The organism is Streptomyces sp. 6N223, assembly GCF_052246635.1.
Taxonomy (GTDB): Bacteria; Actinomycetota; Actinomycetes; order Streptomycetales; family Streptomycetaceae; genus Streptomyces.
In genome coordinates this window covers 1-15,883 of the sequence record NZ_JBQQCA010000042.1, presented here as the reverse complement: position 1 = coordinate 15,883, position 15,883 = coordinate 1, and the positions used below count along the sequence as shown (strand labels likewise).

Here is a 15,883-nt window from a genome sequence, read left to right as displayed (position 1 = left end):
TCACCCCGCCGCGTGGCGGCGGGCGGCAGCGGGGAGCCGTCGTCGGCGCCGTCGCCGTGCCGCGCGGCGCGTTCCGGCCCGACGCTCGGCTCCCGGACGCCCGCCGGAGGCAACATCGCGTCGCGCACGGTCGGCTGTGGCCAGTGATCGCGATTCATCGTCGGCCCCTCCTTCGGCCCGCGCCGGCGGGTGGGCGGGTGGCGTTCGCGGGCCGCCGGCGGCTACTGCCCGGCGGCGAGGTCGCGTACGGCGGCGGCGAACAGGTCGCCCCGCTCGCCGTAATGGGCGAACATATCCCACGAGGCGCAGGCCGGAGCCATCAGGACGGTGTCGCCGGGGCGGGCCAGCCGGGCGGCCTCGCGGACCGCCGCCGCCATCGCCCCAGTGTCGGTCCGCTCCAGCTCCACGACGGGCACATCCGGCGCGTGTCGCGCCAGCGCCCCGGCGATGAGGGCACGGTCGGCGCCCAGCAGCACGGCGGCGCGCAGCCGCCCGGCCGAGGCGGCGACGAGCTCGTCGAAGTCGGCGCCCTTGGCCAGGCCCCCCGCGATCCACACGACCGGGTCGTACGCCGTCAGCGAGGCGAGGGCGGCGTGCGGGTTGGTGGCCTTGGAGTCGTCGACGTACGCCACGCCGCCGGCCTCGGCGACGTGCGCGATGCGGTGGGGGTCGGGGCGGAAGGCGCGCAGGCCGTCGCGGACGGCGGCGGGCTCCACGCCGTACGCGCGGGCCAGGGCGGCGGCGGCCAGGGCGTTGGCGATGATGTGGGGGGCCGGGGGGGCGATGTCGGCGACCGCCGCCAGTTCCGCTGCCTCCCGGTGGGGGTCGGCGGTGAAGGCGCGGTCGACCAGGAGGCCCTCGACGACGCCGAGTTCGCCGGGGCGGGGGGCGGCGAGGGTGAAGCCGACGGCGCGGCATCCCTCGGCCACGTCGGCCTTGCGGACCAGCGTCTCGGTGGCGGGGTCGGCGGCGTTGTAGACGCAGGCGGCCCGGTTGCCCTCGTAGATGCGGCCCTTGTCGGCGGCGTACGCCTCCATGGAGCCGTGCCAGTCGAGGTGGTCGGGGGCGAGGTTGAGGACGGCGGCGGAGTGGGCGCGGAGGGAGGGGGCGTAGTGGAGCTGGTAGCTGGAGAGTTCGACGGCGAGCACGTCGAGCGGCTCGCCGAGGACCACGTCGATCAGCGGCGTGCCGATGTTGCCGACCGCCGCCGTGCGCAGGCCGGCGGCGGCGAGGATGGCGGCGAGCATCCGCACGGTGGTGGTCTTGCCGTTGGTGCCGGTCACCGCGAGCCAGGGCGCGGCGCCGGGGCCGCGCAGCCGCCAGGCGAGCTCGACGTCGCCGATGACCTCGGCGCCCGCCGCCCCGGCGGCGGCGAAGAGCGGACTGTCCGGCCGCCAGCCGGGCGAGGTGACGACCAGCTCGGTGCCCTCGGGCAGGGCGGCGGCCGTGGCGTCGCCGAGGCGGGCGGCGACGCCGTCGGCGGCCAGCTCGGCGGCGCGGGCACGCTGCGGCTCGCCGTCGGCGCCGTCCACGACGGTGACGCGGGCGCCGAGGCTGGCGAGGGCGCGGGCCGCGCTGACGCCGCTGACGCCGATCCCGGCGACGGCGACCCGCCGCCCCTTGAGCTCCCGCATGCTCACGATTCTGCCAGCCAGGCGGCGTAGAAGAGGCCGATGCCGATGATCGTGCACATGCCCTGGATGATCCAGAAGCGGACCACGACCAGGACCTCGCTCCAGCCCTTGAGTTCGAAGTGGTGCTGGAGCGGCGCCATCTTGAACACGCGCCTGCCGGTGAGCCGGAAGGAGCCGACCTGGATCACCACGGACATGGTGATCAGCACGAACAGGCCGCCGAGGAGGGCGAGCAGCAGTTCGGTGCGGGAGATGATGGCCAGGCCCGCCAGCGCGCCGCCGAGGGCGAGGGAGCCGGTGTCGCCCATGAAGATCTTCGCGGGCGAGGTGTTCCACCACAGGAAGCCGAAGAGCGCGCCCATCAGCGCGGCGGCGACGACGGCGCCGTCGAGCGGATCCCGCACCTCGTAGCAGGCGGGGCCGCCGGTGAACTCCTCGGCGCAGGTCTGGCCGTACTGCCACACGCCGATGAAGACGTACGCGCCGAAGACCATGACGGAGGCACCGGTGGCCAGGCCGTCGAGGCCGTCGGTGAGGTTCACGCCGTTGGACATCGCCAGGATCATGAACAGCGCCCAGAGCACGAAGAGCACGGGGCCGATGGTCCAGGAGAAGTCCGTGGTGAAGGACAGGTGGGTGGAGGCGGGGGTGAGGTCCCGCTTGTCGGCGAAGTTGAGGGAGAGGATCGCGAAGGTGATGCCGACGGTGAACTGGCCGAGCATCTTCGCGCCCGCCCTCAGGCCCAGGCTGCGGCGCCGGACGATCTTGATGTAGTCGTCGAGGAAGCCGACCAGGCCCATGCCGCCCATGAGGAAGAGCACCAGCACCCCGGAGATGGTGGGCTGCTCGCTGGTGATGACCTTGGTCACGGCGTACGCGACGAACGTGGCCAGGATGAAAGCGATGCCGCCCATGGTGGGCGTGCCGCGCTTGCTGTGGTGGTCGCGGGGGCCGTCGTCGCGGATGTACTGGCCGTACCCGCGGCGGGCGAGCAGCTTGATCAGCAGCGGGGTGCCGATGAGTGTGAGGAAGAGCCCGATGGCACCGGAGAACAGGATCTGCCTCATGGGGCGGCGACCTCACCATCAACGCCGTGGGCACCGGCCGCCGCGCCGTGCGCGCCGTCCGCGCCGTGCTCGGCGAGCTGGAGGGCGACCTGTTCCAGGCCGACCGCCCGGGACGCCTTGACCAGCACCACGTCTCCCGGCCGCAGCTCTTCGCGCAGCAGCGTCACCGCCGCGGACGCGTCGGACACGTGCACCGACTCCTCACCCCACGAACCCTCGTTCTTGGCGCCCGCGTCGAGCCAGGCGGCCTCCTGGCCGCCGACCGACACGAGCCTGCTGACGTTCAGCCGGACGGCCAGCCGTCCGATGGCGTCGTGCTCGGCGCGCGCCTGGTCGCCGAGCTCGGCCATCTCGCCGAGCACCGCCCAGGTGCGGCCGGGCCGTTCGCCGTGGGCGGCCCCGCCCATGGCGGCCAGCGCGCGGAGCGCCGCCCGCATGGACTCGGGGTTGGCGTTGTAGGCGTCGTTGACGATCGTCACGCCGTCCGGCCGCCTGGTGACCTCCATGCGCCACTTGGAGAGCGGGCCGGCCGAGGCGAGGCCGTCGGCGATCTCGGCGGCCGCCATGCCCGCCTCATGCGCAACAGCGGCCGCGGCAAGCGCGTTGGGCACATGGTGTTCACCGTACAGTCGCATCGTCGCCTCGGCGGAACCGGTGGGGGTGTGGAGGCGGAACGCTGGGTGACCATCCTCGGTCAGGCGGACGGCGTCGGCGCGGATCGCCGCGTCGGGGGCCTCGCCGAAGAGCAGGGTGCGGGCCCGGGTGCGGGCGGACATGGCGCGCACCAGCGGGTCGTCGGCGTTGAGCACGGCCACGCCGCCCTCGTCGGCGGGGGGCAGCGCCTCGACCAGCTCGCCCTTGGCGGCGGCGATGGCCTCGCGGCTGCCGAACTCCCCGATGTGGGCGGTGCCGACGTTGAGCACCAGGCCGATGCGGGGGGGCGTGAGCGTGGTGAGGTACCGGATGTGGCCCACGCCGCGGGCGCCCATCTCCAGCACCAGGTACCGGGTGGACTCCTCGGCGCGCAGCGCGGTCAGCGGCAGGCCGATCTCGTTGTTGAGCGAGTCGGGGGTGAAGACCGTGGGCGCGGTGCGCGTGAGGAGCTGGGCGATCAGGTCCTTGGTGCTGGTCTTGCCCGCCGAGCCGGTGAGCCCGACGACGGTGGTGTCCTTCAGGAGGCCCACGGTGTGCCGGGCGAGCGCGCCGAGCGCGGCCGTGACGTCCTCGACGACGACGGCGGGTACGCCGACCGGGCGGGCGGCGAGCACGGCGACGGCGCCGGCCGCGACCGCGGCGGCGGCGTAGTCGTGGCCGTCCACGCGCTCGCCCGGCAGCGCCGCGAAGAGCGCGCCGGGGCGGGCCTGGCGTGAGTCGATGACGACGGGCCCGGTGATGCGGGGTGGCGGCTGAGGTATGTCGTGCGGCTCTCCCCGCACGACCGTGACGAGCTCAGCTAGGGGAAGGGGGATCACTGCAGCGGGCCTCGCCTGGCGTCGGATGCTTGCTCGGTTGAGAGGGGGGACGTGGGGGGTGCGGGGGGCGTTCGTGGGTGCGTGTGGCAGGGGGAGCCGGCGCGTTCGATGGCGGCGCGCAGCTCCTCGCGGTCGTCGAAGGGCCGGATCACGCCGGCGATGTCCTGGCCGCGCTCGTGGCCCTTGCCCGCCACCAGCACGGTGTCGCCGGGCTCGGCGCGGGCCACGGCGGCGGCGATGGCCGCGTGCCGGTCCTCCTCGACGAGGACGGTGCCGCGCTCGTGGGCGGGCACCTCGGCGGCGCCGGCGAGCATGGCGGCGAGGATGGCGAGGGGGTCCTCGGAGCGCGGGTTGTCGGAGGTGAGGACGGCGGTGTCGGCGAGGCGGGCGAGCGCGGCGCCCATGGCGGGCCGCTTGTTCGGGTCGCGGTCGCCGCCGCAGCCGAGGACGGCGTGGAGGCGGCCCTCGGTGACCTTGCGCAGCGCGTGCAGCACGGACTCGACGGCGTCGGGCTTGTGGGCGTAGTCGACGACGGCGAGGTAGGGCTGCCCGGCGTCGACGCGCTCCAGGCGGCCGGGTACGCCGGGGACGGCGGCGACGCCGCGGGCGGCGGTGGCCGGGTCGATGCCGGCCACGGCGAGGGCGGCGATGGCGGCCAGGGCGTTGGCGACGTTGAAGGGGCCGGGCAGCGGGGCGGTGGCGGGGATCCTGAGGCCCTCGGGGCCGAGCGCGGTGAAGGTGGAGCCGAGCGGGCCGACCTCGACGCCGTCGGCGCGCCAGTCGGCGTCGGGGTGGCCCTCGGCGGAGTAGGTGGTGACCGGGATCCCGGCCACGGCGGCCTCGGCGGCGAGCCGCCGGCCGTACTCGTCGTCGAGGTTGACGACGCCGGAGCGGGAGCGGGCCGGGGTGAACAGCTGTGCCTTGGCCCGGTAGTAGTCGTCCATGTCCGGGTGGAAGTCCAGGTGCTCCGGGCTGAGGTTGGTGAAGACGGCGACGTCGAAGACGCAGCCGTCGACGCGGCCCAGCACCAGGGCGTGGCTGGAGACCTCCATGGCGACGGCGCGCACGCCGCGCTCGCGCATCACGGCGAAGAGCGCCTGGAGCTCGGTGGCCTCCGGGGTGGTGCGCTCGGAGCCGACGCGCTCGGCGCCGATGCGGGTCTCGACGGTGCCGATGAGGCCGGTCGCGCCCTCGCCCCGGGCGGCGCGCAGGCCGCCTTCGATGAGGTAGGCGCTGGTGGTCTTGCCGGAGGTGCCGGTGACGCCGATCTGGAGCAGCTCGCTGCCGGGGTCGCCGTAGACGGCGGCGGCCAGGGCGCCGATGCGGCGGCGCGGGTCGGGCACGGAGAGCACGGGCAGGCCGGTGGCTGCGGCGCGCTCGGCGCCGGCGGGGTCGGTGAGGACGGCGACGGCTCCCAGGCTCGCGGCCTGGGCGGCGAAGTCGGCGCCGTGGAAGCGGGCGCCGGGCAGCGCGGCGTAGAGGTCGCCGGGCCTCACGGCGCGCGAGTCGTGGGTGATACCGGTCACGGGCCGGGGGGCGGGGGCGGCCGGGGGGCCGTCGGCGGGGGCACCGTCGGCGGCATCGGCGGCGGGATCGGTGTCGGCGTTCGGCTTCGGCTCGGGTACGCCCAGCAGCCGGGCCAGCTCCGCGAGCGGCACGGGCCGCACCCGCTGGGGGCGGGGCGGTGCCGCTGCGGGCTGATCGACTCCTTGATCAAGGGGGCGCACGGCGGTGAGCGTACCGGGCGTGCCGGGGGTGGGGCGAAACGAGGTGTCCGGCCGGTCGACGGCGGCCGGGCGGGCGTGCTCCGCGTCGGTGATGGTTCTCACGGGCCGTGTCACGTGCTGTGTCGCTCCACTCGTCTGTGTCTGGTACGGGGGATGGGGTGGCGGTGCCGGGTCGTGCCTCGTCACCTCTCCGGGTCGAAGGTGACCGGCAGGCCCTCGAACTCCTCGCCGGTGGGGGGCACGTGGAGGGCCTTCAGGGAGAACTCCATGACCTCGTTGAAGACCGGGCCGCAGACGTCGCTGCCGTAGTAGCTGCCCACGGTGGGGTTCTGCACGGCGCAGTAGACCGTGATCCGGGGGTTGTCGGCGGGGGCGAAGCCGGCGAAGGAGGAGGTGTAGCCCTGGTAGCCGCCGGACTCGGGATCCACCCGGTTGGCGGTGCCGGTCTTGGCCGCCACTCGGTAGCCGGGGATCTGGCCGACGTTCGCGGTGCCCTCCGGGTTGGTGACGGCGGTCTCCAGCATCCGGGTGAGCTCGGTGGCGGTGGCCTCGCTCACCACCCGGTCCCTTTCGGGCCCGGGGGCGGGCTGGTAGCGGCCGTCGGGGCCCGTGGTGCCGCGCACCAGGCTGGGCTCGACGCGCACGCCGCCGTTGGCGATGGCCGAGTAGACCGAGGCGGCCTGGACGGCGTTGATGGACAGGCCCTGGCCGAAGGGGATCGTGTACTGCTGGGAGGCGTTCCAGTCCTCGGGGTCGGCGAGGATGCCGGAGGTCTCGCCGGGGAAGCCGAGGCCGGTGGGGTGGCCGAGGCCGAAGTCGCCGAGGTAGGAGTGCAGCACCTCGTTGGCCTCCGCCTGGGTGTCGCCCAGCTCCTCGGCGGCCAGGATGGTGCCGATGTTGCTGGACTTGGCGAGGACGCCGGCGAGCGTGAGGTAGTACGTCCCGTGGTTGTGGTCGTCGGCGAAGTTGCGGTCGGCGCGCGGCAGCCGGTTGGGCACGGTGACGTGGGTCCCGGTGGTGGCGGCCCGCTCCTCCAGGACGGCGGCCATGGTGATGACCTTGCTGGTGGAGCCGGGCTCGAAGGCGTCCTCCAGCGCCGGGTTGCCGAGCTGCCCGGGGTCGGTGGCGCCGATGTCGCTGGGGTCGTAGCCGGGGGCGTTGGCGACGGCCAGCAGCTCGCCGGTGGCGGTGTCCTGGACCACGACGTAGCCGCCGTCGGCACCGGAGGCCTCGACCTGTTCGGTGATGGCGTCCTGCGCCGCCCACTGGATGTCGCGGTCGATGGTGAGCTCTATGTCGGTGCCGGGCACGGGCGGGTCCTCGCGCTCGCCCGCGGTGGGGACGCGGCGGCCACCGGACTGGGCGTAGGTGATGGTGCCGTCCTCGCCGGTCAGCTCGGCGTCGAGCTGGGCCTCCAGGCCGCCGCCGCCCTCGCCCTCGCCGTTGACGAAGCCGAGCACGCCGGCGGCGAGGTCGCCGCCCGGGTAGACGCGCTGGCTGGTCTCCTCGGCGAAGACGCCGGCGAGCACGTTGTCTCCGGTGCCCGCCGCCGCCTGCTCGGCGAGGTTGGTCTTCAGGTCCTGGATCTGCCGCCACGTCTGGGGGGTCTGCTTGCGGGCCAGCACGACGTAGCGGGATTCGGGGGTGCGCAGGAGCTGGGCCAGCTCGGTCTCCTCCGCGCCGAGGACGGGCGCGAGCAGCGCGGCGGCCTGGGCGGGGGCGTCGCGGACGCCGGTCTGCTTCCGGGTGAAGAGGTAGGGATCGGCGGTGATGTCGTAGGCGTCGACGGAGGTGGCCATCGCCGTGCCGTTGCGGTCGGTGATGTCGCCGCGGTCGGCGGCGAGCGGCACCTCGACGAGGCGGTTGACGGCGGCGCGCTCGGCGTAGGAGGCGGCGTCCACGGCCTGGACCTGGACGAGGCGGGCGGTGAAGGCGATCATCACCAGGGTCAGGCCGAGCCCGACCAGCCGCAGCCGGGGCCGGGGGCTGGCCAGCCGCAGCCCGCCGCGCGCCGCGCCGGCGCGCGGCTCACGGTGGGAGCGCCCGGGGGCGCGTGCGTCGCTCACCGTGTCTCCCCGTCCGCCGCGCCGTGGCAGCGGCGATCGATACCGCCGCCGCCCGCGTGGCCACCGGCGAGCCGCCTGGTCGCCCGCGGCCCGGCCGCCGCGAGCGCGTAGCCAACGCCGCCGCGGCGTGGGGCGGCTCGGCCGCCTCCGGTGCGGTGACCTCCCGGCCGCCGGCACCCGATGCCGTCGAGGCGGCGCGCGTCCGGTCCCGCTGCGCGGCGGCCTGTCCGCCTCCCGGCGCCTCCGGCGCGGCGGGCCCCGCCGGGGCGGTCCGCACGGTCCGCGCGCAGGCTCGCCGGTTCGCCGGTTCGCCGTGGCTCCCAGGCCACTCCGGCCTGTCCGGCGCTCACGGCCGCCGCCGAGCTCCGCCCGGCCTGTCCCGCTCGTCGTGCCGCCCTCACCGGTCCCCCTCCTGCTCCTGGCTCTCCTCCGCCGGAGGCGGCTCCGCGGGGGTCGGCTCGCCCAGGACGGAGCCGTCCGGGCGGAGGAAGGCGGGCGGGCCGCCGGGGACCATGCCGAGCTCGCGGGCGCGTTCGGCCAGGGCGTCGGGGGCGGAGTAGGCGTCCACCTCGGCCTGCAGCTCCTGCTCCTCGTCCGTGAGCTCCTGGGTCTCGCGCCGCAGCTCGCTCAGCTCGAAGGAGCCCTCGTTGAGGGAGGCGTTGAGGAAGAGCAGCCCGAGCATGCCGCTGGCGAGCAGCGCGACGACGAGCAGCACGAACGGCGTGCGGGCGGCGGCGTTGGGGCGGTGCGGCGAGGCGAGGCGGGCCAGCCGGTCGAGGCGGCGGGGGTCGGGCGCGCGGCGTTCGGGCGGGGGGGTCATCGGGCGTCGTCCTCCCGGATGCGTTCGGCGGCGCGGAGCCGGGCGGGGGCGGCGCGGCTGTTGTCGGCGATCTCGGCCTCGGTGGGGCGTTCGGCGCCGCGGGTCAGCAGCCGCAGCCGGGGCTGGTAGCGCTCGGGCACGACCGGCAGGCCGGGCGGCGCGGTGCTCGTGGCCCCCTCGGCCAGCACCCGCTTGACCATGCGGTCCTCCAGGGAGTGGTAGGCGAGCACGGCGATCCGGCCGCCGAGGGCGAGCGCGGCGACGGCGGCGGGCAGGGCGCGTTCGAGCGCGGCGAGTTCGGTGTTGACCTCGATGCGCAACGCCTGGAAGGTGCGCTTGGCGGGGTTGCCGCCGGTGCGCATCGCCGCCTGCGGCAGGGCCTCGCGGATCAGCTCGACGAGGCGGGCGCTGCTGGTGATGGGCCGCCTGGCGCGCTCGGCGACGACGGCCTCGACGATGCGGGTGGCGAATCGTTCCTCGCCGTAGGCGCGCAGCACGCGGACCAGCTCGCCGGGGGCGTAGGTGTTGAGGACGTCGGCGGCGCTCGGCCCGGTGGTGGGGTCCATCCGCATGTCGAGCGGCGCGTCCTGGGCGTAGGCGAAGCCGCGTGCGGCCTCGTCGAGCTGGAGGGAGGAGACGCCGAGGTCGAAGAGGATCCCGGCGACGCGGGGGGTGCCGAGCCGGGCCAGCACGTCGGGCAGTTCGTCGTAGACGGCGTGGACGAGGGTGGCGCGCCGGCCGTGGCGGGCCAGCCGTTCGCCGGCGAGCCTCAGCGCCTCGCGGTCGCGGTCCAGGCCGATCAGCCGGGTCGCGGGGAAGGCGTCGAGCAGCGCCTCGGCGTGGCCGCCGAGGCCCAGCGTGCAGTCGACGACGGTCGTCTCCCCCGGTTCGCCGCGCGCGCCCCCGCCCCCGTCGCCGTCGACTTCGCCGCGCCCGCGCAGCGCCGGCCCCAGCAGCTCCAGGCAGCGCCGGAGCATGACGGGGCGGTGCCGGGTGCCCGGGGGCCGGTCGTCGCTGGTGGTCATGGGTCATCCGAGGGAGGTGTGAGACAGGTGACGTGGAGCGTCGATGGCAGCCCCCCGCCTCTCACTTGCGACAAGACCCTAGCCCACGCGCTCTTGGGGTCAACGACTGAGCCCGGTCGTGTGGCGGCGCGTCCGCGCGAGGATGTGATTCGCGTCACTTCTGGCTGCGCCGGGCGGAGGCTTGCCGGGGTATGCCGGATCTCTCAGCGTGGCCACGCCAGCCGGGCGCAAGGCGTTCGTACTACGGTCACCGATATGCCTCAAACGGTCATCGATGAGCTGGTCAGCGCCAATGAGCGGTACGCCTCCTCCTTCACCGATCCCGGCATGGACGCGCGGCCGGTGCGCCGCGTCGCCATCGTCGCCTGCATGGACGCCCGCCTCGACCTGCACGCCGCGCTCGGCCTTGAGCTGGGCGACTGCCACACGATCCGCAACGCCGGGGGTGTCGTCACCGACGACATCATCCGCTCGCTGACCATAAGTCAGCGCGCGCTCGGCACCCGGTCCGTCGTCCTGATCCATCACACCGGCTGCGGCCTCCTCCACCTCACCGAGGACTTCCGCACCGAGCTGGAGCGCGAGGTCGGCCAGAAGCCGAGCTGGGCGGTGGAGTCCTTCACCGACCTGGACCAGGACGTACGCCAGTCCATGGCGCGCGTGCGCACTTCCCCGTTTCTCCCGCACACTGATGATGTCCGCGGATTCGTTTTCGACGTGACGACCGGTCTGCTCCGCGAGGTCGACCCGGCCGGCACGCCCTCGCCATGACGGGCGAGGCCGGTTGTGTGAAGAATGCTTGAGGTGCAGCAACCACCCGGCAGGCATGAGATGTCGGGACTATCGGGACCCCGGCCGCGTAGGGCGCGGCCGGGCGCGGGAGAAGGGCCGAGGAGGGCCGGGTGACGACCTATGAGGATCACACCAACCTCACCGATCTGACCGCCACCGCGGATCAGGTGCGCCGCGCGGTGGAGAGCGTGATCGAGGGCAAGCCAGAGGTTGTGCGGCTCTCCCTGACGGTGCTGCTCGCCGGAGGGCACCTGCTGCTCGAGGACGTGCCCGGTGTGGGCAAGACCATGCTGGCCAAGGCGCTGGCGAAGTCGATCGACGGCACGGTGCAGCGCATCCAGTTCACGCCCGACCTGCTGCCCTCGGACATCACCGGCGTGAGCGTCTACGACCAGCAGCGCGGCGAGTTCGAGTTCAAGCCGGGCGCGGTCTTCGCACAGATCGTGATCGGGGACGAGATCAACCGCGCCTCGCCCAAGACGCAGTCGGCGCTGCTGGAGTCGATGGAGGAACGCCAGGTCACCGCGGACGGCCGCACCTACCCGCTGCCGAGCCCGTTCATGGTGATCGCCACGCAGAACCCCATCGAGATGGAGGGCACCTACCCGCTGCCCGAGGCGCAGCGCGACCGCTTCATGGCCCGCATCTCCATCGGGTACCCCAGCCCCGAGGCCGAGCTGCGGATGCTGGAGTCCCACGGCGAGTTCTCGCCGCTGGACGTGCTGCGGCCGGCGGCCGACGCGCAGGAGATCGTGAAGCTGATCGAGGCGGTGCGCGAGGTCCACGTCTCCGACGCGGTGCGGCGTTACGCCGTGGACCTGACCAACGCCACCCGCAGCCACCCGGAGCTGCGGCTCGGGGCCTCGCCGCGCGCCTCGCTCCAGCTGCTGCGCGCCGCCAAGGCCTGGGCGGCGCTGGCCGGGCGCGGCTTCGTGCTGCCCGACGACCTCCAGCAGCTCGCGGTGCCGGTGCTCGCCCACCGGCTGCTGCCGACCGCGCAGGCCCAGCTCAACCGGCACACCACCGAGCACTTCGTCGCCGACATCGTGCGCCGCACCTCGGTGCCCGACCCCTACGCCGCGCAACGCATGCGGGGGTACTGATGGGCGGACCCGGCCTGAGCAGCGACGGCGCGGACGACCGGGGGCCGCTGCGCGCGGCGTTCAGCGGGCTGACCACGCGCGGGCGTTCGTTCGTGGCCGCCGGATGCGCCGCCGCCACCTGCGCGTACCTGCTCGGCCAGCCGGACCTGCTGCGCGTGGGCGCGCTGCTGGTGGCGCTGCCCGTGCTGTGCGTGCTGGTGCTGTACTTCACCCGCAGCCACGTGGCCGCCGCGCGGCGGCTCGCGCCCGCGCGCGTCTCGGCGGGCTCGGAGTCGCGGGTGCACCTGCGGGTGGAGAACATCTCCCGCATCCCCAGCGGGCTGCTGATGCTCCAGGACCGGGTGCCGTACGTGCTCGGGCCCCGGCCGCGGTTCGTGCTGGACCGCATCGAGCCGGGCGGGCGGCGCGAGGTGTCCTACCGGGTGCGCTCGGACCTGCGGGGCCGCTACCCGCTGGGCCCGCTGCAGCTGAGGCTGGCCGACCCCTTCGGCATGGTCGAGCTCAGCCGCTCCTTCAACGCCTACGACACGATGACGGTCCTGCCGAGGATCGAGGCGCTGCCGGCGGTGCCGCTCGGCGGCGACACCAGCGGCCACGGCGACGGCCGGCACCGCACCATAGCGCTGGCCGGGGAGGACGACATCATCCCCCGCGACTACCGGCACGGCGACGACCTGCGCCGGGTGCACTGGCGCTCCACCGCGCACCGGGGCTCGCTCATGGTGCGCCGCGAGGAGCAGCCGCTGCGGGCCCGCTGCACCGTGCTGCTGGACACCCGGCGCGTCGGGTACGCCGGGTCCGGGCCCGAGGCGCCGTTCGAGCGGGCCGTCTCCGGTGCCGCCTCCGCCGTCTCGCACCTGGTGGAGCGGGGGTACACGGTGCGGCTGGTGACCGACACCGGCATGCTGCTGCCCGGCCCCGACACCCACACCGACACCGGCACCGGCACCGGCACCGGCGACCCGGCCGAGATCACCGGGCTGATCATGGACACCCTGGCGGTGGTCGACCACTCCGCCAACACCAACCTGGAGGACGCCCTGACGGCGGTGCGCGGGGCCGAGTGCGGGCTGCTGATCGCCTTCCTCGGCGCGATCGACCGCGAGCAGGTCGCGCTGCTGGGGCGGCTGCGGCAGCGTGCCTCGGGCGGGGTCGGCTTCGTGGCGAGCGGGCAGGTGGACCCCGCGCTGGAGTCGGCGCGTCTGGGGCGGCTGCGGGCGGTGGGGTGGACCGCGCTCGCGCACCAGCCCGGCGTTCCGCTGGCGCGGCTGTGGCAGCAGGCCGCGGCTGCGCAGACGGTCCCGGGGGACGTGCGGTGAGCGCAGGGGCGTACGGGACGTACGGGGCGTACGGGGGCGCGGGCGGCTTCGGCCCGGGCGCGGGCATGGGCATGGGCGCGGAGCCGGGCGCCGGCGGGGGCGGGGGCGTGGCCCCCGTGGTGGACGGCAGGATCCGGGTGGCGCTGGCCGCCTGGTGCGCCACGATGGCGGCGGCCGCCGCGCTGATGCCGCTGGTCGACGGCGCCGAGTGGGTGGCGCAGGCGGGCCTGCTGCTCGCCGCCCAGACCGCGACGGGCGCGCTGATCCGCTGGCGCGGGGTGCACGTCGTCCTCACCGTCGCCGCCCAGGCGCTGGTCTCCCTCGTGCTGCTGACCGTGGTGACCGCCCCCGACTACGCCACGGCCGGGCTGCTCCCCGGCCCCGCGGCGTTCGAGCGGTTCGGCGACCTGCTGTCCACGGGCGCGGACGACGTCAGCCGGTACGTGGCGCCCGCCCCGGTCACCGACGGCATACGCCTGATGCTGCTCGGCGGCGTGCTGCTCGTCGGCCTGCTGGTCGACCTGCTGGCCGTCACGCTGCGCAGCGCCGCCGCCTCCGGGCTGCCGCTGCTGGCCCTGTACTCGGTGGCGGCGGGCGTCAGCCAGGACCAGTCGAGCTGGCCCTACTTCCTGAGCGCCGCCGCCGGGTACCTGGTGCTGCTGCTGGCCGAGGGGCGGGAACGGCTCGGCAGGTGGGGCCGCTTCTTCGCCGGGCCCGCGCTGGCGCCGCCGGCCATGGCGCCCCCGGCGTACGCCTACGCCCCCGGCGCGCCGCCGCCGCCCGCGCCACCGCGGCCGCCCGCGCCCGCCGCGCCCCGGCTGCGCACGGGGCGGCGCATCGGGGCGCTCACGCTCGGCGTGGCCGCGCTGGTGCCGCTGGCCATGCCCTCCCTGGGCGACGGCCTGCTGGGCCTGGACAAGGAGGGCGGCGGCGCCGGCGGCGGCCCCGGCGACATCGTGTCCGTGAACCCGGTCGTCGACCTGCAGGACCAGCTCAACCAGCCCGCCGACCGCACGGTGCTGTCCTACCAGAGCGACTCCCCGGCGGACTCCGACATGTACCTGCGGCTGGTCGCGCTGGACGAGTTCGACGGCGAGGAGTGGCGCTCCTCGCGCTGGCACGAGTCCGACCCGCCCAACCCGCCCTGGCCCGTGCCCGGCCTGTCGTCCGAGGTGGCCGCGACCGAGGTCACGACCGCCATCATCGCGTCGGAGGCCTACGCCCAGACCTCGCTGCCCGTGCCGTACCCGGCGATCGACATCGAGGCCCCCGGCGACTACCGCTACGACCGCGGCTCCCAGACGCTCGTCTCGGAGGACGGCGAGTCGGTCACCGAGGGCCTGAGCTACGAGGTGCGGCACCTGCTGGTGCGGCCCACGGCCGACCAGCTCGCCGCCGCCCCCGACCCCGACCCGGAGTTGCGGGAGTACTACACCCGAGTGCCGGACGACCTGGCGCCCGAGGTGCGCTCGACCGCCCTCGCGGTCACCCAGTCGGCCGCCAACGACTACGAGCGCGCGCTGGCGTTGCAGGAGTGGTTCACCCAGAGCGGCGGCTTCCGCTACGACACGTCGGTGGCCTCCGGCAGCGGCAGCGACGCGATCGTCCGCTTCCTCGAGCAGCGCGAGGGCTTCTGCGTCCACTTCGCCTTCACCATGGCGGCCATGGCCCGCACCCTCGACATCCCGGCCCAGGTCGCGGTCGGCTTCACCCCCGGCGACGCGGGCCTCGACGGCGTTCACGACGTGGGCATCCACAACGCGCACGCCTGGCCCGAGCTGTACTTCGAGGGCGCGGGCTGGGTCCGCTTCGAGCCCACCCCGGGGCAGGGGACGCCGCCCGCCTACACCCTGCCCGAGGATGACGAGACCGAGCCGGCGCAGCCGGCGCCCGAGGAGACCGGCTCGCCGGACGCGAGCCCCTCGCCCACGCCGGCGCCGACGCAGACGCCGACCGGGCCCGAGGAGTGCGACGCGGGGCGGCAGCCGGGCGCCTGCGACGGCCCGGAGCAGCAGACGCCGGAGAGCGACGGGGACGACTCGTTCGCGCTGCCCGTCTGGCCGGTGGCCTTCGGCGGCGGCGGCCTGCTGCTGGCCGGTCTGCTGGCGAGCCCGCTGCTGTGGCGCCGCCGGGTCCGCGTCCGCAGGCTCTCGCCGGGACCCGTGGCGCCGCCGGGTCTGCCCGCCCCGGCCGGGGCCCCGGCCGACTCGCGGGCGCTGCGGGCGTGGCGTGAGCTGAACGACACCGCCTGGGACTACGGCGTCGCGCCGCTGGCGACCGAGACGCCGCGGCAGGCGGCGAGCCGCATCGTGCGGGTCGCCGAGCTGGACGCGGAGGCGAGCGCGGCCGTCCACCGGGTCGCGGAGGCGGTCGAGCAGGAGCTGTACGCCCCGCAGGCGCTGCGGCGCGGCGGCGGCGACCGGATCGTCGCGGATGTACGCCTCGCCAGCGCCGGCCTCCACGCCACCGCGGGCCGCGCCGCCCGCCTGCGCGCGCTGCTGCTGCCCCGTTCCGGCATGCGGGTGATGCACACCCTCACCGAACGCCGCGTCCGCCTGACCCAGCGCCTGACCGTCGCCCTCGCCCGCCTCCTCCGCCGCCGGGGCCGGCAGAGCGCGTAGCCGTCCGGGGGCGGCCGACGCCGGGCGCGCGGCGCGGCGAGACCCCCGGCTCGTGCCGAGGGTCTCAAGGGAAGTCCGAAGGTGCCGCGCGCAGGCCCTGCGGGGACGCGCGGCCGTGCCGAGGGGGAAAGGGCGGGTGGGTGGGAGAGGCAACCGGCGCGCGGCAGGCCCAGGCGCTAGTCGCCGCGCTCGTCGCGGCGGCGCTGCCAGCGCTCCTCGATGCGGCTCATCATCGAA

11 protein-coding genes are annotated in these 15,883 nt (G+C 75.4%); 4 read left to right on the top strand and 7 right to left on the bottom strand.

Annotated features, from left to right (window positions below):
- Positions 1-221: 221 nt before the first annotated feature.
- The 7 genes from murD to rsmH all read right to left on the bottom strand — a co-directional run bounded on the left by murD (position 222) and on the right by rsmH (position 9,811).
- Positions 222-1,634, bottom strand: coding sequence for a UDP-N-acetylmuramoyl-L-alanine--D-glutamate ligase (gene murD / locus ACTWQH_RS23275; protein WP_443288650.1), 1,413 nt, complete (start codon positions 1,632-1,634; stop codon positions 222-224).
- A 2-nt stretch (positions 1,635-1,636) separates the two neighbouring features.
- Positions 1,637-2,701, bottom strand: a complete 1,065-nt coding sequence (mraY, locus tag ACTWQH_RS23270) for a phospho-N-acetylmuramoyl-pentapeptide-transferase (RefSeq protein ID WP_443288649.1) — start codon at positions 2,699-2,701, stop codon at positions 1,637-1,639.
- A complete protein-coding gene (locus tag ACTWQH_RS23265; protein ID WP_443288648.1) occupies positions 2,698-4,173 on the bottom strand; it encodes a UDP-N-acetylmuramoyl-tripeptide--D-alanyl-D-alanine ligase in 1,476 nt (491 codons plus the stop codon). Before ACTWQH_RS23265 ends, mraY begins: the two co-directional genes overlap by 4 nt.
- Entirely contained in the window at positions 4,170-6,002 is a 1,833-nt protein-coding gene (locus ACTWQH_RS23260) for a UDP-N-acetylmuramoyl-L-alanyl-D-glutamate--2,6-diaminopimelate ligase (RefSeq protein WP_443288647.1), read from the bottom strand. Before ACTWQH_RS23260 ends, ACTWQH_RS23265 begins: the two co-directional genes overlap by 4 nt.
- 80 nt (positions 6,003-6,082) lie before the next feature.
- Positions 6,083-7,966 carry a peptidoglycan D,D-transpeptidase FtsI family protein gene (locus ACTWQH_RS23255; RefSeq protein WP_443288646.1) on the bottom strand — a complete coding sequence of 628 codons (1,884 nt, stop codon included), beginning with the start codon at positions 7,964-7,966 and terminating at the stop codon, positions 6,083-6,085.
- Between the two features lie 397 nt (positions 7,967-8,363).
- Positions 8,364-8,786: a septum formation initiator family protein gene (locus ACTWQH_RS23250; protein ID WP_443288645.1), complete on the bottom strand. Its 423-nt coding sequence runs from the start codon at positions 8,784-8,786 to the stop codon at positions 8,364-8,366.
- Positions 8,783-9,811 (bottom strand): 16S rRNA (cytosine(1402)-N(4))-methyltransferase RsmH, encoded by a 1,029-nt coding sequence (rsmH, locus tag ACTWQH_RS23245; protein ID WP_443288644.1) that lies wholly within the window; start codon positions 9,809-9,811, stop codon positions 8,783-8,785. Before rsmH ends, ACTWQH_RS23250 begins: the two co-directional genes overlap by 4 nt.
- Before the next feature lie 255 nt (positions 9,812-10,066).
- On the opposite strand from rsmH, the gene ACTWQH_RS23240 reads away from it, so the two are divergent.
- The 4 genes from ACTWQH_RS23240 to ACTWQH_RS23225 all read left to right on the top strand — a co-directional run bounded on the left by ACTWQH_RS23240 (position 10,067) and on the right by ACTWQH_RS23225 (position 15,646).
- Entirely contained in the window at positions 10,067-10,582 is a 516-nt protein-coding gene (locus ACTWQH_RS23240; protein ID WP_443288643.1) for a beta-class carbonic anhydrase, read from the top strand.
- A 131-nt stretch (positions 10,583-10,713) separates the two neighbouring features.
- Positions 10,714-11,706, top strand: a complete 993-nt coding sequence (locus ACTWQH_RS23235; protein WP_443288642.1) for an AAA family ATPase — start codon at positions 10,714-10,716, stop codon at positions 11,704-11,706.
- Complete coding sequence (locus ACTWQH_RS23230) at positions 11,706-13,025, top strand: DUF58 domain-containing protein (protein ID WP_443288641.1); 1,320 nt, start codon at positions 11,706-11,708, stop codon at positions 13,023-13,025. The genes ACTWQH_RS23235 and ACTWQH_RS23230 overlap by 1 nt, the downstream gene beginning before the upstream one ends.
- Positions 13,022-15,646, top strand: coding sequence for a transglutaminase family protein (locus ACTWQH_RS23225; protein WP_443288639.1), 2,625 nt, complete (start codon positions 13,022-13,024; stop codon positions 15,644-15,646). Before ACTWQH_RS23230 ends, ACTWQH_RS23225 begins: the two co-directional genes overlap by 4 nt.
- Positions 15,647-15,883: the final 237 nt, after the last annotated feature.